Genomic DNA, 16,281 nt, shown 5'->3' with positions numbered 1-16,281 from the left:
GCGGCGCCTGCCGCGCCCGCTGTGCGGGTCGCGCGCGCCGGGCGGGCGGGGGCAGGGGGGAGCTGGCCCTTGAGGGGGCCCCATTCGTTGGGGTCGGGGACGCCGGGCGGCAGCATCTGCCGCCGTCTGGGCGCGTGGGCGGCGTCGGACTCCCCCGGCTCCTTCGCGCCCGGCCATGCCTTGACGACCCGCGCCGCCAGCACGAAGTCCTTGCGCAGCGGGTGCCCCTCGAAGCCGTCCGGGAGCAGCAGCGGCGCGAGGTGGGGGTGGTCGGCGAAGTCGATGCCGAACATCTCGTGGGTCTCGCGCTCATGCCAGGCCGCGCCCGCGTAGACGCCGGTCGCGGTCGGCAGGGCGGGCGCGTCGTGCGCCACGGTGGTGCGTACGAGCAGCCTGCGTACGGCGGGAACGGCAGCGGCGGGAACGGCCGCGGCCGTCGACGGCCCCAGGGCGACGACGTGCGCGGCCACGCGGAAGCCCTCGCCGGGCTCGTCAACGGCGCTCAGCCAGTCGAAGTAGGTGCAGCCCAGCGCGTCGCGGGCGGTCTCCAGCGCGGGGATCCACGCGTCGGCGGGGACGTCGACGGTGAGCAGCCCGTACGCCTCCTCCGCCGTCGCGCCTTCGCCGAACAGCTCGGTCGCCGGCCGCGGCAGCCAGCCGACCGCCGGCTGCGCGGCCTCGGCGGCAGCAGGCGTGGCAGCGGCGGGGGCGGTCTCGACGGGCTGGTTCCGGTCCTCGGGCGCGGTCACGGCGTGCCCTCCCCCGCGGCCGGGCCTGAGGACGGGGTGGGCGGCGCGACCAGGCCGCTGCGCAGGGCTGTCGCGGACGGCCGAGAGGCCGCGCCGTCACGTCCGTACCGCTCGCTCAGCGACTCGCGCGCGATCTTCTCCTGAAGCTTCAGGATCCCCTGAAGCAGCGCCTCCGGGCGAGGCGGGCAGCCCGGCACATACACATCGACGGGGATGATCTGGTCGACGCCCTTGGTGACCGCGTAGGAGTCCCAGTACGGTCCGCCGCAGTTCGAGCAGGCCCCGAAGGAGATGACGTACTTGGGCTCGGGCATCTGCTCGTAGAGCCGCTTCACCGCGGGCGCCATCTTGTCCGTCACCGTGCCGGACACGACCATGAGGTCGGCCTGGCGCGGCCCGGGGGCGAAGGGGATCACGCCGAGCCTGATGAAGTCGTGGCGGGCCATCGACGCCGCGATGAACTCGATGGCGCAGCAGGCCAGCCCGAAGTTGAAGACCCACAGGCTGTAGCGGCGGCCCCAGTTCAGGACCACCTTCATCGGCTCGGGCGCCAGCCTGGCGAGCGTGCCGAGGCGGCGCGGCTCCGGAAGATCCACAGGTGTGGAGGCCGGCGTGGGGGCGGGGGTCGGTGTCACGTCCATTCCAGGACGCCCTTCTTCCAGGCGTACAGCAGGCCCACGGCGAGGAAGCCGAGGAAGATGAACATCTCCACCAGCGTCGTTGCGCCATAGCCCGGTGCGGCGAACACCGTCGCCCAGGGGAAGAGGAAGATCGAGTCCACCGCGAAAATCACATACAAGAAAGCGTAGACGTAGTAGCGGATCTGGGTGTGGGCCCAGCCCTCGCCGACGGGGTCGACACCGCACTCGTAGGTCAGCAGCTTCTCCGGGGTGGGCACCACGGGCCGCAGCAGCCGCCCGGCCCCGAAGGCCACGGCGACGAAGAGCACGCCGACCACCGCGAGCAGGCCGACCACCGAATAGCCCTGGAAATAGTCGGCCGCGAGCGGCACGGCTGTGGTGCGCACGGTCGTCGCCTCCGGCACGTCCGCCCCTCGCTCCCTGTCCCGCCTGATGTTCGTCTGATGCTCGTCGGTGTCTTGTGTTCGACCGCTACGTACGCACGGGAGTGTAGGCCCTGGAGCCGTCCAGGTGAGCCGCCGGTCCGAGATGCGGTGGGGTTACCCCTACCCGGGCACGGCGACGTACCCCATGGCGGGGCGGGGGCGGGCCGGGCAATCTTGGCCGTATGACCGTGAGTTCAACCGACGAGGACGACCAGGGCGGCCAGGGCGGCCAGGGCTACGAGCGGCTGCCCCGGCCGCCCGCCTTCGGCTTTCCCGCGCAGACCTGGAAGGAGATCGCCCACCTCCTCGCCAATCTGCCCATGGGCATTCTCGGCTTCGTCTACTCCCTGGTGTGGCTCGTCATGGGCCTGGGGCTGGCGATCACCGTGGTGGGGCTGCCGCTGCTGGCCCTGGGGCTGCGCGGCAGCCGGCTGTACGGCGCGTTCGAGCGGCGTCGCGCCCGCGCGCTGCTCTCGGTGCGCGTCGACGAGCCGAGCCGGCTGCGGCACCACGCGGACGGCGGCTTCTTCTCCTGGCTGTGGACGCGGCTGCGGGACCCGGTGGGCTGGCGGACCACGCTGTACTCCTTCATGCGGCTGCCCTGGGCGGTGGCCACCTTCTGCGTCACCCTGCTCTCCCTCTTCCTCGCCTGGCCCGTGCTGCCCTGGATCGCCCGGGGCCTGACCAACGCCGACCGGGCGATGGTGCGCGGGCTGCTGTCCCCCTCCGACGAGCTGGAGCGGCGGATCGCGGAGCTGGAGTCGGACCGGGGCACGGTGGTCGACACGGCGGCGGCCGATCTGCGCCGTATCGAGCGCGATCTGCACGACGGGGCGCAGGCCCGGCTGGTCGCCCTCGCGATGGGTCTCGGCCTGGCGAAGGAGAAGGTGCTCGAGGACCCGGGGGCGGCGGCCGCGATGGTCGACGAGGCGCACGGCGAGGTGAAGCTGGCCCTCCAGGAGCTGCGCGACCTCGCCCGGGGCATCCACCCGGCGGTGCTGACCGACCGGGGCCTGGACGCGGCGCTGTCGTCGGTCGCGGCGCGCTGCACGGTGCCGGTGCAGGTCGGCGTGGACCTGCCGGAGCGGCCCGCGCCCGCCATCGAGGGCATCGCCTACTTCACCGTCTCCGAGCTGCTGCAGAACATCAGCAAGCACAGCGGCGCCCGGACGGCCACCGTCGAGGTGTGGCGGTCGGACGGGCGGCTGCTGATCCAGGTGCGGGACGACGGGCACGGCGGCGCGAGCACGGACAGGGGCAGCGGTCTGGCCGGGCTCGCGGAACGGCTCGGGTCGGTCGACGGCCTGTTCACGGTGGATTCGCCGGTGGGCGGCCCGACGGCCGTGACCGCCGAGCTGCCGTGGCGCGACCGCGGAGCCGCGCGGGCCTAGCCAGGGCCGGTCCGGTGGTATGCCCAGGGCTACCCCGGCGGTAGGGCTAGCCCCACGGTCAAGACGCCTACCTGCTCCATGGCCCGACCGGGCGCGCTCCGGGAGTCTGGATGTACGCACCGCAGCACGGGCGCCACGCCCCACCCCTCGGAGGACGGACGAGAGATGGCCACCGCATACGAACCGTACGGGCCGGAAGCCGAGCCCCGCGGCTCTCTGGTGCCCGCGGCGCTGCGGGCACCCTTCAAGGCCCGCGTCTGGCGCGAGTTCCTGTATCTGATGCTCAGCCTCCCGATGGCCCTGCTCACCTTCTGCTACGCGGTCACGATGCTCGCGCTCGGCTTCGGACTCCTGGTCACCTTCCTCGGCATACCGGTGCTCGGGGTCGCCCTGGCGGGCTGCCGGGCGCTCGGGGCCGTGGAGCGGGCCAGAGCGCGCGGGCTGCTGCGGCTGGAGGTCGCCGACCCCGAGCCGGTGCGGGCGGTGACCCGCGGGTCGCGCAAGTCGGGTCCGTTCGCCTGGGTGGGCGCGCTGCTCAGGAGCGGCGCCTCCTGGCGCCATGTCCTCTACTCGGTGATCCATCTCCCGTGGGCGATCTTCGCCTTCGCCGTGTCGCTGGCGCTGTGGGTGAACGCCTGGGCCTTGGTGAGCTATCCGCTGTGGCAGTGGGTCCTCCCCACCTACAGCGATCAGCAGGGCATACAGCTCTTCGAGGTCGACGGCCGCGGCTTCTTCCTCGACACCCCGTTCGAGATAGCCGTGACCAGCGTCGCCGGAGCGCTGCTGCTGGTGGGGACGCCGTTTGTGATACGGGGGCTGACCTCGGTCGACCGGCTGCTGGTGTCCGGGCTGCTGGGCCCCTCGCGGCTCGCGGAGCGGGTGTGGGAGCTGGAGTCGGACCGGGGCACGGTGGTCGACGCGGCGGCGGCCGATCTGCGCCGTATCGAGCGCGATCTGCACGACGGGGCGCAGGCCCGGCTGGTCGCCCTCGCCATGGACCTGGGGCTGGCGAAGGAGAAGCTTCAGGAGGACCCGGAGGCGGCGGCCGCGATGGTCGACGAGGCCCATGGCGAGGTGAAGCTGGCCCTCCAGGAGCTGCGCGACCTCGCGCGCGGCATCCATCCGGCGATCCTCACCGACCGGGGCCTTGGCCCGTCCCTGTCCGCTCTGGCGGCCCGCTGCACCGTGCCCGTCGCGGTGACGGTGGACCTGCCGGAGCGGCCGGCGGCCGCCATCGAGGGGATCGCCTACTTCACCGTCTCCGAGCTGCTGCAGAACATCAGCAAGCACAGCGGCGCCCGGACGGCCGCCGTGGATGTGTGGCGCTCCGAGGACCGGGTGATGCTGCAGGTCTCGGACGACGGCCGGGGCGGGGCGGATGCCCGGACCGGGTCGGGGCTCGCCGGGCTGGCCGAGCGGCTTGACGCGGTCGACGGCCTTCTCGTCGTGCACTCCCCGGCCGGCGGCCCGACCGCCGTCACCGCCGAGCTCCCCTGGCGGAGGTGACCCGCGGGCCCATCGCCACTCCGTCGCACCCCGTCCCGGTGAGCGTGCCGGGGCCTCGGGCGGGTCCGATCCCTGGGATGCTGGGGGCCGAGAAACCGACGAGTGGGGGCGGGCTGTGGAGGACAGGGTGCGGGTGGTCATCGCCGAGGATTCGGTGCTGCTCCGGGAGGGGCTGACCCGTCTGCTGACCGACCGCGGTCATGAGGTGGTCGCGGGGGTCGGCGACGCGGAAGCGCTGGTGAAGTCGGTCCAGGAGCTGGCCGACGGGGGCGCGCTGCCGGATGTGGTGGTCGCGGACGTACGAATGCCGCCGACCCATACCGACGAGGGGGTACGGGCGGCGGTCCGGCTGCGCCGCGACCACCCCGGACTGGGTGTGCTGGTGCTGTCTCAGTACGTGGAGGAGCAGTACGCCACGGAGCTGCTGGCCGGCAACAGCCGTGGCGTCGGCTATCTGCTCAAGGACCGGGTGGCCGATGTCCGGGAGTTCGTGGACGCCGTGGTGCGGGTGGCCCGGGGCGGCACGGCGCTGGACCCGGAGGTCGTGGCGCAGTTGCTGGGGCGCAGCCGCAAGCAGGACGTGCTGGCCGGGCTCACCCCGCGTGAGCGGGAGGTTCTCGGTCTGATGGCCGAGGGCCGTACGAACTCGGCGATCGCCAAGCAGTTGGTGGTGAGCGATGGCGCGGTCGAGAAGCACGTCAGCAACATCTTCCTGAAGCTCGGCCTGTCGCCGAGCGAGGGGGATCACCGCCGGGTGCTCGCGGTGCTGACGTATCTCGACTCGTGAGTCTCGGCTCGTGAGACAGCGCGGGATGTAAGACGGGCATGGGGTGTCCGGGCCAGGCTGGTCGGGTCCGGCCCGGCCCGGTCCGGCCCGGCCTGGTCGATTGGCAGTCGTACATCCGTCGTACGTCCAAAGACCGAAAGGGGAGTATCGCTCGACATGAGCACGGGGGCGCATGCAGAGCATGACAATTCACCGCATAAAGGGGCAGTGTCAGGGCGTCCATTATGCGATCCGGTCAGGGAAGGCGACCCTTACCGACGTACGATGGCGATGGGACAACCGGTCGGCACCGATGTCCACGAGCGCCGCCTCAAGGGAGGTCCGAATCAGTGACCAGCCAGGTCAGTAGCCCGGCCGAGCAGGCCGAACCAGCCGATCAGCAGGACGGGCAGACGCTCGTCGGGGGACAGCGAGCGTCGGACGGCGGCAAAGAGGTCCGCCGTCTGGACCGGGTGATCATCCGGTTCGCTGGTGACTCGGGCGACGGTATGCAGCTCACGGGTGACCGGTTCACCTCGGAGACGGCGTCATTCGGCAATGACCTGTCCACGCTGCCGAACTTCCCGGCCGAGATCCGGGCCCCTGCCGGCACCCTCCCCGGTGTGTCGAGCTTCCAGCTGCACTTCGCCGATCACGACATCCTCACCCCAGGCGACGCGCCGAATGTGCTGGTGGCGATGAACCCGGCCGCGCTGAAGGCCAATCTGGGCGATGTGCCGCGCGGCGCGGAGATCATTGTCAACACCGATGAGTTCACCAAGCGCCCGATGGCGAGGGTCGGCTACGACCAGAGCCCGCTCGAGGACGGCTCGCTGGACGGGTACAACGTCCACCCAGTACCGCTGACGACGCTGACCGTCGAAGCACTCAAGGGGTTCGGGCTGTCCCGCAAGGAGGCGGAGCGCAGCAAGAACATGTTCGCGCTCGGTCTGCTGTCGTGGATGTACCACCGCCCGACCGAGGGCACCGAGAAGTTCCTGCGCCAGAAGTTCGCCAAGAAGCCGCAGATCGCCGAGGCCAATGTGGCCGCCTTCCGGGCCGGCTGGAACTTCGGCGAGACGACGGAGGACTTCGCGGTCTCCTACGAGGTGGCGCCCGCCTCCTCCGCGTTCCCCCCGGGGACATACCGCAATATCTCCGGCAATCTGGCGCTGTCGTACGGGCTGATCGCCGCCTCGCACCAGGCGGATCTGCCGCTGTTCCTGGGCTCGTACCCGATCACGCCCGCCTCGGACATCCTGCATGAGCTGTCCCGGCACAAGAATTTCGGCGTGCGCACCTTCCAGGCCGAGGACGAGATCGCGGGCATCGGCGCGGCGCTGGGCGCCGCCTTCGGCGGGGCGCTCGCGGTGACCACCACCTCCGGCCCCGGCGTGGCGCTCAAGTCGGAGACCATCGGGCTCGCGGTCAGCCTGGAACTGCCGCTGTTGGTGGTCGACATCCAGCGGGGCGGCCCGTCGACCGGTCTGCCCACCAAGACCGAACAGGCCGATCTGCTGCAGGCGATGTACGGGCGCAACGGCGAGGCCCCGGTGCCGATCGTGGCCCCCAAGACCCCGGCGGACTGCTTCGACGCGGCGCTGGACGCGGTGCGTATCGCGCTGGCCTACCGCACCCCCGTCTTCCTGCTCTCCGACGGCTACCTCGCCAACGGGTCGGAGCCGTGGCGGGTGCCGGACCTCGAGGACCTGCCGGATCTGCGGGTCCGGTTCGCCAGCGGCCCCAACCACACCCTGGCCGACGGCACCGAGGTCTTCTGGCCGTACAAGCGCGACCCCGAGACGCTGGCCCGCCCCTGGGCGGTGCCCGGCACCCCCGGTCTCGAGCACCGCATCGGCGGTATCGAGAAGCAGGACGGCACCGGCAACATCTCCTACGACCCGGCCAACCACGAGCACATGGTGCGCATCCGGCAGGCCAAGGTCGACGGCATCGAGGTGCCGGACATCACGGTGGACGACCCCACCGGCGACGCCCGCACGCTGGTGCTGGGCTGGGGTTCGACCTATGGGCCGATCACCGCCGCCGTGCGCCGGGTCCGCGCCGCCGGAGACGCCATCGCCCAGGCCCATCTGCGCCATCTCAACCCCTTCCCGGGGAACCTCGGCGCGGTGCTGGCCCGCTACGACAAGGTGGTCGTGCCCGAGATGAACCTCGGTCAGCTCGCCACCCTGCTCCGCGCCAAGTACCTGGTCGACACCCGCTCCTTCACCCAGGTGCGGGGGCTGCCATTCAAGGCCGAGCAGCTTGCGACGGCCCTTAAGGAGGCCATCGATGACTGAGACGATCGCGGAAGGGCTCTCCTCCGTCGACGCGCTTTCACTGGTGCCGAAGGCCGGCGCCAAGCAGACCATGAAGGACTTCAAGTCCGACCAGGAAGTGCGCTGGTGCCCCGGCTGCGGTGACTACGCGGTCCTCGCCGCCGTGCAGGGCTTCATGCCCGAACTCGGCCTGGCGAAGGAGAACATCGTCTTCGTCTCCGGCATCGGCTGCTCCTCCCGCTTCCCGTACTACATGAACACGTACGGGATGCACTCGATCCACGGCCGCGCCCCCGCCATCGCCACCGGCCTGGCCGCCTCGCGCCGCGATCTGTCGGTGTGGGTGGTCACCGGTGACGGCGACGCGCTGTCCATCGGCGGCAACCACCTGATCCACGCGCTGCGCCGCAACGTCAACTTGAAGATCCTGCTGTTCAACAACCGGATCTACGGTCTCACCAAGGGCCAGTACAGCCCGACCTCCGAGGTCGGCAAGATCACCAAGTCCACGCCGATGGGCTCGCTCGACGCGCCCTTCAATCCCCTGTCGCTCGCGCTGGGCGCCGAGGCCGGGTTCGTCGCCCGCACCGTGGACTCCGACCGCAAGCACCTCACCCAGGTGCTGCGGGAGGCGGCCGCCCACCCGGGCACCGCGCTGGTGGAGATCTACCAGAACTGCAACATCTTCAACGACGGCGCCTTCGAAGTCCTCAAGGACAGGGACCAGGCGCTGGAGGCCGTCATCCGTCTCGAGCACGGCAAGCCGATCCGCTTCGGCGCGCCGTTCAGCGAGGAGGACGGCGGCGACGGCCTCGGCTCCAAGGGCGTCGTCCGCGACCCGGCCACCGGCGACCTCAAGGTCATCGATGTGACCCGGGAGGGCACCGAGCGGGTGCTGGTCCACGACGCGCACGCCGCCTCGCCGACCACCGCCTTCGCGCTGACCCGCCTCGCCGACCCCGACACCCTGCACCACACCCCCATCGGGGTGCTGCGCAATGTCGCCCGCCCGGTCTACGAGGCCGAGATGACCACCCAACTCGAGGCCGCCGTGGAGCAGAAGGGCAAGGGCGACCTCGGCGCCCTGCTCACCGGCCACGACACCTGGACGGTCGTCGGCTGACCTGCGTACGCGGGAGGGTGCCCGCTCGGAGCGTCTGACGGCGCTCCGGGCGGGCACCCGCTTTTATGCCTTGGCAACGGGGGCCTTGGCGGCGTCGTACGCCTCTCTGGCGGCCAAGACCTCCGGGACCTTCTCATTCGTCCACTGAGCCAGCGCCCACACCCGCCGGGCCGCCTCCTCGCCGAGCTCGGTCAGCGAGTAGTCCACATGCGGCGGAATGACGGGATACGCCTCACGGTGCACAAAGCCGTCCCGCTCCAGGGTCTGAAGGGTCTGCGTCAGCATCTTCTCGCTGACACCACCGATCGCGCGCCGCACCTCGCTGAAGCGGTGCGTCCCGTCCATCAGCACGCCGAGGACAAGGACGCCCCAGCGGCTGGTGACATGCTCCAGCACCAGTCGTGACGGGCACATGGCGGCCTCGGGGCCGCCTATCGGCACGCCCTGCGTCTTCGCGGTGACCTTTTCACTAACTGACATGCCCGTACCTTACTTCAAAGTGGGTACTTTCAAATGGTTAGCGCTGAGACTAGGGTGGTTCACAGACCGATACCAAGAGGATGAAAGCGAGAAAACAGACATGAGCATCGTCGTCACCGGAGCCACCGGCCACCTCGGCCGCCTCGTCGTCGAGGGCCTGCTGGAGAAGGTCCCCGCGGACCAGATCGTGGCCGTGGTGCGGGACGCCGACAAGGCGGCCGACCTCGCGGCGCGCGGCGTACAGCTGCGCATCGCCGACTACAGCCGACCCGAAACCCTCCAGGGCGCCTTCGCCGCCGGCGACAAGGTGCTGCTGATCTCCGGCAGCGAGGTCGGCCAGCGGGTTCCGCAGCACCAGGCCGTCATCGACGCCGCCAAGGAGGCGGGCGTCGCCCTGCTCGCGTACACCAGCGTCCTCGGCGGCCCCGCGGCCGACTTCACCCTGGCCGATGAGCACAAGGTCACCGAGCAGGCCATCCAGGCCTCCGGCCTGCCGTACGCGCTGCTGCGCAACGGCTGGTACCACGAGAACTACACCGAGCAGCTGGCCCCCGTGCTGGAGCACGGCGCCGTCGTCAACAACGCGGCCGGCGGCCGCGTCGCCTCCGCCTCGCGCGCCGACTACGCGGCCGCCGCCGTCGAAGTGCTGACCGGCGAGGGCCACGAGGGCAAGGCGTACGAGCTCAGCGGCGACACCGCCTGGAGCTTCGAGGAGTACGCCGCCGAGATCGCCAAGCAGACCGGCAAGGAGATCACGTACGGCCCCGTGCCGGCCGAGACCCACAAGGCCATCCTGACCGGCGCCGGCCTTCCCGAGCCGCTGGCCGAGATCCTGGTGGACGTCGACGCCGCGATCTCCCGCGGCCGACTGGCCGGCACCCCCGGCGACCTCTCCCGCCTCATCGGCCGGCCGACCACCCCGATCGCGGACTCGGTCGCGGCGGCCCTCAAGGGCTGAGCGCCCGCGCTGAGCGCCCGCGCTGAGCGCCCGCGCTGAGCGCCCGCGCTGAGCGCCCGGGCTGAGCGCCCGGGCTGAGCCGGGGCTGAGCACCCCAAACCCCCCGGCGACCGCGCAGCGGCCCGCTTGTCATGACCGTATGACGATACGTAAATGACAGGCGGGCCGCTTCGGCGCTACCTTCGACAGGTCGCCATGCCGCCGGGAGGACATGTGAAGCCGGAGAGCCAGCCTGAGCAGCGCAGCGGACTCGCCTACGGCTTCGCCGCCTACGGCATGTGGGGCCTGGTCCCCCTCTTCTGGCCGCTGCTCGAGCCCGCCGGGGCCGTCGAGATCCTTGCCCACCGCATGGTGTGGTCGCTGCTGGCCGTCGTCCTCGTACTGCTCGTGCTGCGCCGCTGGTCCTGGATACGTCCGCTGCTGCGGCAGCCCGCGCGGCTGGGGATGATCGCGATCGCGGCGGCCGTCATCTCCGTCAACTGGGGCCTGTACATCTGGGGCGTCAACAGCGGCCATGTCGTCGAGACCTCGCTCGGATACTTCATCAACCCCCTGGTCAGCATCGGCTTCGGCGTTCTGCTGCTGCACGAGCGGCTGCGGCCGGTGCAGTGGGTGGCGGTCGGCGTCGGCGTGGCCGCCGTGGCCGTGCTGTCGGTCGGCTACGGCTCACTGCCCTGGATCGCGCTGACCCTCGCCTTCTCCTTCGCCACCTACGGCCTGGTCAAGAAGCGGATCGGGCTGGGTGGACTGGAATCGCTCGCCGCCGAGACCGCGGTCCAGTTCCTGCCCGCGCTCGGCTTCGTGATCTTCCTGACCGCGCGCGGGGACAGCACCTTCGGCAGCGAGGGCGCCGGGCACTCGGCGCTGCTGGCGAGCAGCGGGCTGATCACCGCGGTGCCGCTGATCTGCTTCGGGACGGCGGCCGTACGGCTGCCGCTGTCGACGATCGGGATGCTGCAGTACATCGCCCCGATCTTCCAGTTCGCGCTCGGGGTCATCGTCTTCCACGAGTCCATGCCGCCCGAACGGTGGGCGGGCTTCTCTCTCGTATGGCTCGCACTGGCCCTGCTCACCTGGGACGCGCTGCGTACGGCCCGCCGGGCGCGGGCACAGCTGCGCGCGGCCTCGGCGCGGGCCGCCGCGGCGACGGCGCAGAACGGCGGCACGGCGGCCGAGGACCCCGTCCTCGGCTAAAGGACCTGCTGAGGACCTGCTGAGGATCTGTTGAAGCCCTGCTGAGGACCGGCAGGGGGGCGCGGCGGTCACGCCCGTAAAAGGGCGCACGGGATCGATATGCGGCGGCTGGTGTCCGGTTTATGCCCTTGACGCGGCGTCAACCGGACCCGGAGCATCTGCCTTTGCGACACTCCGCACCCACGTGCCACCGCTACACCGTGCCACCGCTACAGCGCTCCCCGCCCCACCGGGTGCGTGCACCACACAGCGACACGTTCATTCCGTCCTGTCCTCGTTCGGAATTCGGAGACCCCCCATGTCGTCAACCGGAAGATCCTTGATACGCCGGGCCGCCACCGCCGCCACAGCGGCCGGTGCGATCGTCGCGGCCCTGGCCACCGCGGCGCCCGCCGCGCCGCTGCCACCGGCCGGACCGACGCCGGCCCCGGCGGCCGCGGCCGCCCTCGCGGCGCCCGACATCCCGGTCGCCAACGTCAAGGCCCACCTGAGCCAGCTGCAGTCCATAGCCACCGCCAACAGCGGCAACCGCGCCCATGGCCGCCCCGGTTACAAGGCCTCGCTCGACTACATCAAGGCCAAGCTCGACGCGGCCGGATTCACCACCACCGTGCAGCAGTTCACCTCCGGCGGTGCCACCGGCTACAACCTCATCGCCGACTGGCCCGGCGGCGACGCCGACAACGTGGTGTTCGCGGGCGCCCATCTGGACTCCGTCACCGCCGGCCCCGGGATCAACGACAACGGCTCGGGCTCGGCGGGCGTCCTGGAGACCGCGCTCGCCGTCTCCAGGGCGGGGCTGCAGCCCACGAAGCACCTCCGGTTCGGCTGGTGGGGCGCCGAGGAGCTGGGGATGGTGGGCTCCCGGTACTACGTGAACAGCCTGTCGACCGCGAATCGCGGGAAGATCGACTCGTATCTCAACTTCGACATGATCGGCTCGCCCAACCCGGGCTACTTCGTCTACGACGACGACGCGCGCCTCGAGTCCGTGTTCAAGGACTTCTTCGCGACCAAGGGCGTGCCCACCGAGATCGAGACGGAGGGCGACGGGCGCTCCGACCACGCGCCGTTCAAGAACGTGGGCGTACCGGTGGGCGGGCTGTTCAGCGGCGCCGACTACACCAAGACCGCCGCCCAGGCCCAGAAGTGGGGCGGCACCTCCGGCCAGGCGTTCGACCGCTGCTACCACCGGTCCTGCGACACCTCGAGCAACATCAACGACACCGCGCTGGACCTCAACACCGACGCCATCGCGTACGCCATCTGGGCCCTCAGCAGCTGACGCCGAGCCCAGCCGACGCCGAGCCCAGCCGTCGTAGTACGGCTCGGCTCGGCTCAGGCCGTGATGTCCCTCGCGGTGAACCGCGCCCAGGCGGCCGAGCCGAACACCGCCACATAAAGGGCCTGCAGCTCGAAGTTCTTGATGAGCTGGTCCCAGTAGACCGGGTCCCGGAGGACGTCCGCGAAGGACAGCCAGTAATGCGGGAACAGATACGGCTGGATCGCGTGCAGCTGCGGGATGGTGTCCAGGATCTGCACCGTTATCAGCAGCCCGACGGTCGCCGCCATGGCCGCGATCCCGCTGCTGGTGAGGGTCGAGATGAACAGGCCCACCGTCGCGATGCCGATGAGGGAGCACGCCACGACGCCCGCCACCGCCAGGGTCCTGAGCAGTCCGTCGGTGAACGAGACGGTGGTTCCCGAGATCAGCGTGACATCGCCGAGGGGGAAGAGCAGCGCCCCGGTCGCCAGTCCGGCCGCGGCCACCACACCCGTGGCGACCATGCAGAAGGCGATCACGGTGGTGAACTTGGCGAGGAGGAGACGGGTCCGCCCGGCCGGTGCGACCAGGAGATAGCGCAGCGTGCCCGAGCCCGCCTCGCCCGCGATGGAGTCACCGGCGATCACGCCGATGGCCATCGGCAGGAAGACGGGCAGCGTCGCCGCCAGCGAGGCGAAGACCAGGAAGAGGCCGTTGTTGGTGATCTGGGAGAAGAAGGCGGGGCCCTGACCGTCTCCCCCGTGCCCCTCGCCGAACGAGCCGCCGTCGCTCGTCTCGATCTTCACCGCGATTCCGATGAGGATCGGGATGGCCGCGAGCACGCCGAGCAGGGCGATGGTCCGCCAGCGGCGGAAGGTGGTGCCCAGCTCGCTGCGGAACAGGGCGAGCGTCCACAGCGGGCTCGGCTGCCGGGCCGGCGCCCCGGCAGCCCTTTTGACCTCAGCTTTGGCCTCAGCTTTGGCCTCAGCTTTGATCTCAGCCTGCGACATCGAAGCCCTCCCCGGTCAGTGCGACAAAGGCGTCCTCGAGCGAGGCCCGCTCCGCTCCGAAGGCCCGGACCCGCACCCCTGCGCGTACGAGGGCGGCGTTGAGGTCCGCCAGGTCGAACGGCGGGGCGCTCTCGCCGGAGGCGGAAGTGGGCCCGGCCGAGGGCAGCTCCCCCGTGACGCGCTCGTCCAGGACCACGATGTCCGTCACCCCATGCTCCTTCAGGACGCGGGCCGCGTCCGCGGGGTCCGGGGTGGTGACGGACAGCCGACCGCGGCTGCCGGCCGCCAGCTCGGCGACGGTGCCCTGGGCGATGAGTCTGCCCTGGGCCATGACCGCCGCATGAGTGCACACCTGTTCGATCTCATCCAGGAGGTGGGAGGAGAGAAAGACGGTGGTGCCGTCCTCGGCGAGCTCGCGCACCAGCGCGCGGATCTCCCGCATGCCCTGCGGGTCGAGGCCGTTCGTCGGCTCGTCGAGTACGAGCAGTTCCCGCGGCTGGAGGAGAGCCGCGGCCAGGCCCAGGCGCTGTTTCATGCCGAGGGAGTACGCGCGGGCCTTCTTACGCGCCGCGGCCGAGAGGCCCACCCGCTCCAGAGCGGCCGAGACCCGCGCGGCCCGGGTGCGCGGGTCGGCGGTGGGGTCGGCGGCGTCCAAGCGGATCAGATTGTCCCGGCCGTTCAGGAAGGGGTACAGGGCGGGGCCCTCGATGAGGGCCCCGACCCTGGGCAGCACGCTGCGGGCGGCGCGCGGCATGGGCGCGCCGAGCACCCGGGCTCTTCCCGCGGTGGGCTCGATCAGACCCATGAGCATGCGGATGGTCGTCGTCTTCCCCGAGCCGTTGGGCCCGAGAAAGCCGAAGACGCTGCCGCGCGGCACGGTCAGATCCAGCCCGTCGACCGCGAGCTGTCCGCCTCGGTAGCGCTTGGTGAGCCCGCGGGTCTCCACCGCCGCGCCCGTCGCGCGGGCGGTCGGCGCCCCGGCCGTGTCCTCGGCGGACGGCTCCTCCACGGGCTCCCCCTTCGTCAAGCGGTCACTTGGCCGTGTCCGCGGCGTCGATCAGGGCACTCTTGTCAACCGCGCCGACAAACACCTTGCCGTCATCGGTGATCAAGGCATTGACCAGGCGGGTGCTGAGCACCGTGCCCGAGCCGAAGTCCCCCTTGACCTTCTTGCCCAGGCCGCCCAGGAACTCGCTGGGCCCGCCCCCGCCGCTCGCACTGGCGGGCAGGCCGCCGGGGAGGTCAAGACGCGCCACCGAGTCCCAGCCCTTACCGACCACATTCAACGTGGACAGCTCGCGCAGGCCCTTCTCCTCGCCCTTGGCCTTGGCCTTGTGCTCGGCGCGGCCCTCCTCGGTGACCTTGGCGCCCTTGGGCGGGGTGAAGCGGAAGGCGCTCGCCTTGGGCTTGCCGAAGTCCACCTCGGTGAAGGCCACATCGATCGCCGCCTTGCCACCGCTCTTGGGCTCCAGGGTGAACTTGAGCGGCACCCAGTTGTGCGCGTCCACGGCGATACGGATGGAGCCGACCGTGGAATCCTTCTGCTTCGGACGGATCAGCAGCTGGTAGGCGTCCCGTCCGGCGACCCTCGCGGTGCCGTCGACCTTGACCTGGGTTGTGTCGTCCACGGCGGCGAGCGCCTTCTTGGCGGCCTCCCGCGGGGTGAGGCCGCTCAGGTCCTCGGGCACTTCCCGGCGGTGGTCGCCCTTGGCAGCCTTCTCGGGGGACTTGGCGTGGTAAACGGAGTTGTCGGCGCTGTTGTACGCCCACACCTCGTCGCCGTTGTGGATGACGCTGTACTCGGCGGCCTTCTCGATGATCGAGACCCGCTGCCGCTCCGGTCCGTCGGCGGCCACCCGCAGGGTGTGGGAGCCGGATACGAGCTCGGCGAGCTTGGACTCCGGCGCGGCGTCGCCCTTCCCCTGCTGTCCGCCCGCGAGGTCGCCGAGCGAGATGCCTCCGGGCAGGGAGGGTATGCCCAGATCGGTCGTGATCTTCACCGAGCCGGACAGCTGCTCGGCGTCCGATGCGGCGATCTTGCTGATCAGCTCCTCTGCCGTGATCTTCGGCAGATCGGGCGACCCGGTGCTGGCGAGGGCCGGGACCAGCCCGATCGTCGCCGCCGCGATGCCGGCCACCGCCACCGGGGCGGCGTACCGGACGGCTTTACGGCGCCCTTTCGGTCGGTCCTCATCCCAGAAACCGTCGTCGGCGACCTGTGTCGGTCGGATCCGTGCCATATGTGCTCTACCTCCGTCGTCGGCGGCGGTTGTCAGCCTCGCACTCGTCCACCTCTCGGGCCATTGTCACCCGATACCGCCATGTGGTGGTCCTTCAATCCCACCAAATCGACCGTCTCGGCGCGTCAGCCGACAGGATCACCTCTGGGTACCCCTGAGGTAGGACCCGATGCGCCGCAGGTCTGAACCGAAGAAGCCGGAATCCTGAGCCGAGGCAGCCGGAGGACGAGGGCGCGGACGGCAGCGGGGAAG

Annotated in this window: 15 protein-coding genes; 8 read left to right on the top strand and 7 right to left on the bottom strand. The window is 70.9% G+C overall.

The features are described 5' to 3' along the window. The 3 genes from ACWDSL_RS17450 to ACWDSL_RS17440 all read right to left on the bottom strand — a co-directional run. Nucleotides 1-749, bottom strand: a 749-nt coding sequence (locus ACWDSL_RS17450; protein ID WP_450486207.1) for an NADH-quinone oxidoreductase subunit C, incomplete at its 3' end; no start/stop codon positions are given. Continuing rightward, nucleotides 746-1,390, bottom strand: coding sequence for an NADH-quinone oxidoreductase subunit B (locus tag ACWDSL_RS17445; RefSeq protein ID WP_450486205.1), 645 nt, complete (start codon nucleotides 1,388-1,390; stop codon nucleotides 746-748). The genes ACWDSL_RS17450 and ACWDSL_RS17445, both read right to left, overlap by 4 nt. Beyond that, nucleotides 1,381-1,794, bottom strand: coding sequence for an NADH-quinone oxidoreductase subunit A (locus tag ACWDSL_RS17440; protein ID WP_450486203.1), 414 nt, complete (start codon nucleotides 1,792-1,794; stop codon nucleotides 1,381-1,383). The genes ACWDSL_RS17445 and ACWDSL_RS17440 overlap by 10 nt, the downstream gene beginning before the upstream one ends. A 203-nt stretch (nucleotides 1,795-1,997) precedes the next feature. Here ACWDSL_RS17440 and ACWDSL_RS17435 point away from each other — a divergent pair, with 203 nt between their 5' ends. The 5 genes from ACWDSL_RS17435 to ACWDSL_RS17415 all read left to right on the top strand — a co-directional run bounded on the left by ACWDSL_RS17435 (nucleotide 1,998) and on the right by ACWDSL_RS17415 (nucleotide 8,883). Continuing rightward, nucleotides 1,998-3,206, top strand: a complete 1,209-nt coding sequence (locus ACWDSL_RS17435) for a sensor histidine kinase (protein WP_450486201.1) — start codon at nucleotides 1,998-2,000, stop codon at nucleotides 3,204-3,206. A 165-nt stretch (nucleotides 3,207-3,371) separates the two neighbouring features. Continuing rightward, nucleotides 3,372-4,712 carry a sensor histidine kinase gene (locus ACWDSL_RS17430; RefSeq protein ID WP_450486199.1) on the top strand — a complete coding sequence of 447 codons (1,341 nt, stop codon included), beginning with the start codon at nucleotides 3,372-3,374 and terminating at the stop codon, nucleotides 4,710-4,712. Nucleotides 4,713-4,839: 127 nt separating this feature from the next. Beyond that, nucleotides 4,840-5,499: a response regulator transcription factor gene (locus ACWDSL_RS17425; protein WP_014178710.1), complete on the top strand. Its 660-nt coding sequence runs from the start codon at nucleotides 4,840-4,842 to the stop codon at nucleotides 5,497-5,499. Nucleotides 5,500-5,828: 329 nt separating this feature from the next. Beyond that, complete coding sequence (locus tag ACWDSL_RS17420; protein WP_450486197.1) at nucleotides 5,829-7,781, top strand: 2-oxoacid:acceptor oxidoreductase subunit alpha; 1,953 nt, start codon at nucleotides 5,829-5,831, stop codon at nucleotides 7,779-7,781. Beyond that, nucleotides 7,774-8,883, top strand: a complete 1,110-nt coding sequence (locus ACWDSL_RS17415) for a 2-oxoacid:ferredoxin oxidoreductase subunit beta (RefSeq protein WP_450486195.1) — start codon at nucleotides 7,774-7,776, stop codon at nucleotides 8,881-8,883. Before ACWDSL_RS17420 ends, ACWDSL_RS17415 begins: the two co-directional genes overlap by 8 nt. A gap of 63 nt (nucleotides 8,884-8,946) precedes the next feature. Here ACWDSL_RS17415 and ACWDSL_RS17410 read toward each other — a convergent pair whose 3' ends face one another. Then, a complete protein-coding gene (locus ACWDSL_RS17410) occupies nucleotides 8,947-9,363 on the bottom strand; it encodes a winged helix-turn-helix transcriptional regulator (protein ID WP_450486193.1) in 417 nt (138 codons plus the stop codon). Nucleotides 9,364-9,463: 100 nt separating this feature from the next. On the opposite strand from ACWDSL_RS17410, the gene ACWDSL_RS17405 reads away from it, so the two are divergent. The 3 genes from ACWDSL_RS17405 to ACWDSL_RS17395 all read left to right on the top strand — a co-directional run bounded on the left by ACWDSL_RS17405 (nucleotide 9,464) and on the right by ACWDSL_RS17395 (nucleotide 12,800). Beyond that, nucleotides 9,464-10,321 carry an SDR family oxidoreductase gene (locus ACWDSL_RS17405; protein WP_450486191.1) on the top strand — a complete coding sequence of 286 codons (858 nt, stop codon included), beginning with the start codon at nucleotides 9,464-9,466 and terminating at the stop codon, nucleotides 10,319-10,321. A 195-nt stretch (nucleotides 10,322-10,516) separates the two neighbouring features. Continuing rightward, the gene (gene rarD, locus ACWDSL_RS17400) at nucleotides 10,517-11,515 is read left to right on the top strand and encodes an EamA family transporter RarD (protein WP_450486189.1); all 999 of its coding nucleotides are present in this window, start codon (nucleotides 10,517-10,519) and stop codon (nucleotides 11,513-11,515) included. A 298-nt stretch (nucleotides 11,516-11,813) separates the two neighbouring features. After that, nucleotides 11,814-12,800: a M28 family metallopeptidase gene (locus ACWDSL_RS17395; protein ID WP_450486187.1), complete on the top strand. Its 987-nt coding sequence runs from the start codon at nucleotides 11,814-11,816 to the stop codon at nucleotides 12,798-12,800. A 53-nt stretch (nucleotides 12,801-12,853) separates the two neighbouring features. Here ACWDSL_RS17395 and ACWDSL_RS17390 read toward each other — a convergent pair whose 3' ends face one another. From ACWDSL_RS17390 to ACWDSL_RS17380, 3 genes are read right to left on the bottom strand one after another with little or no spacing between them, the layout of a single operon-like run. Continuing rightward, entirely contained in the window at nucleotides 12,854-13,789 is a 936-nt protein-coding gene (locus tag ACWDSL_RS17390) for an ABC transporter permease (RefSeq protein ID WP_450486185.1), read from the bottom strand. Further along, a complete protein-coding gene (locus ACWDSL_RS17385) occupies nucleotides 13,776-14,798 on the bottom strand; it encodes an ABC transporter ATP-binding protein (protein WP_450486183.1) in 1,023 nt (340 codons plus the stop codon). Before ACWDSL_RS17385 ends, ACWDSL_RS17390 begins: the two co-directional genes overlap by 14 nt. 22 nt (nucleotides 14,799-14,820) lie before the next feature. Next, the gene (locus tag ACWDSL_RS17380) at nucleotides 14,821-16,029 is read right to left on the bottom strand and encodes a LolA family protein (RefSeq protein WP_450486181.1); all 1,209 of its coding nucleotides are present in this window, start codon (nucleotides 16,027-16,029) and stop codon (nucleotides 14,821-14,823) included. Between the last annotated feature and the right edge of the window lie 252 nt (nucleotides 16,030-16,281).

This window comes from Streptomyces sp. NPDC000941, assembly GCF_053599555.1.
Note: the sequence above shows the minus strand (reverse complement) of the source record. Positions and strands in the feature narration are given on the sequence as shown.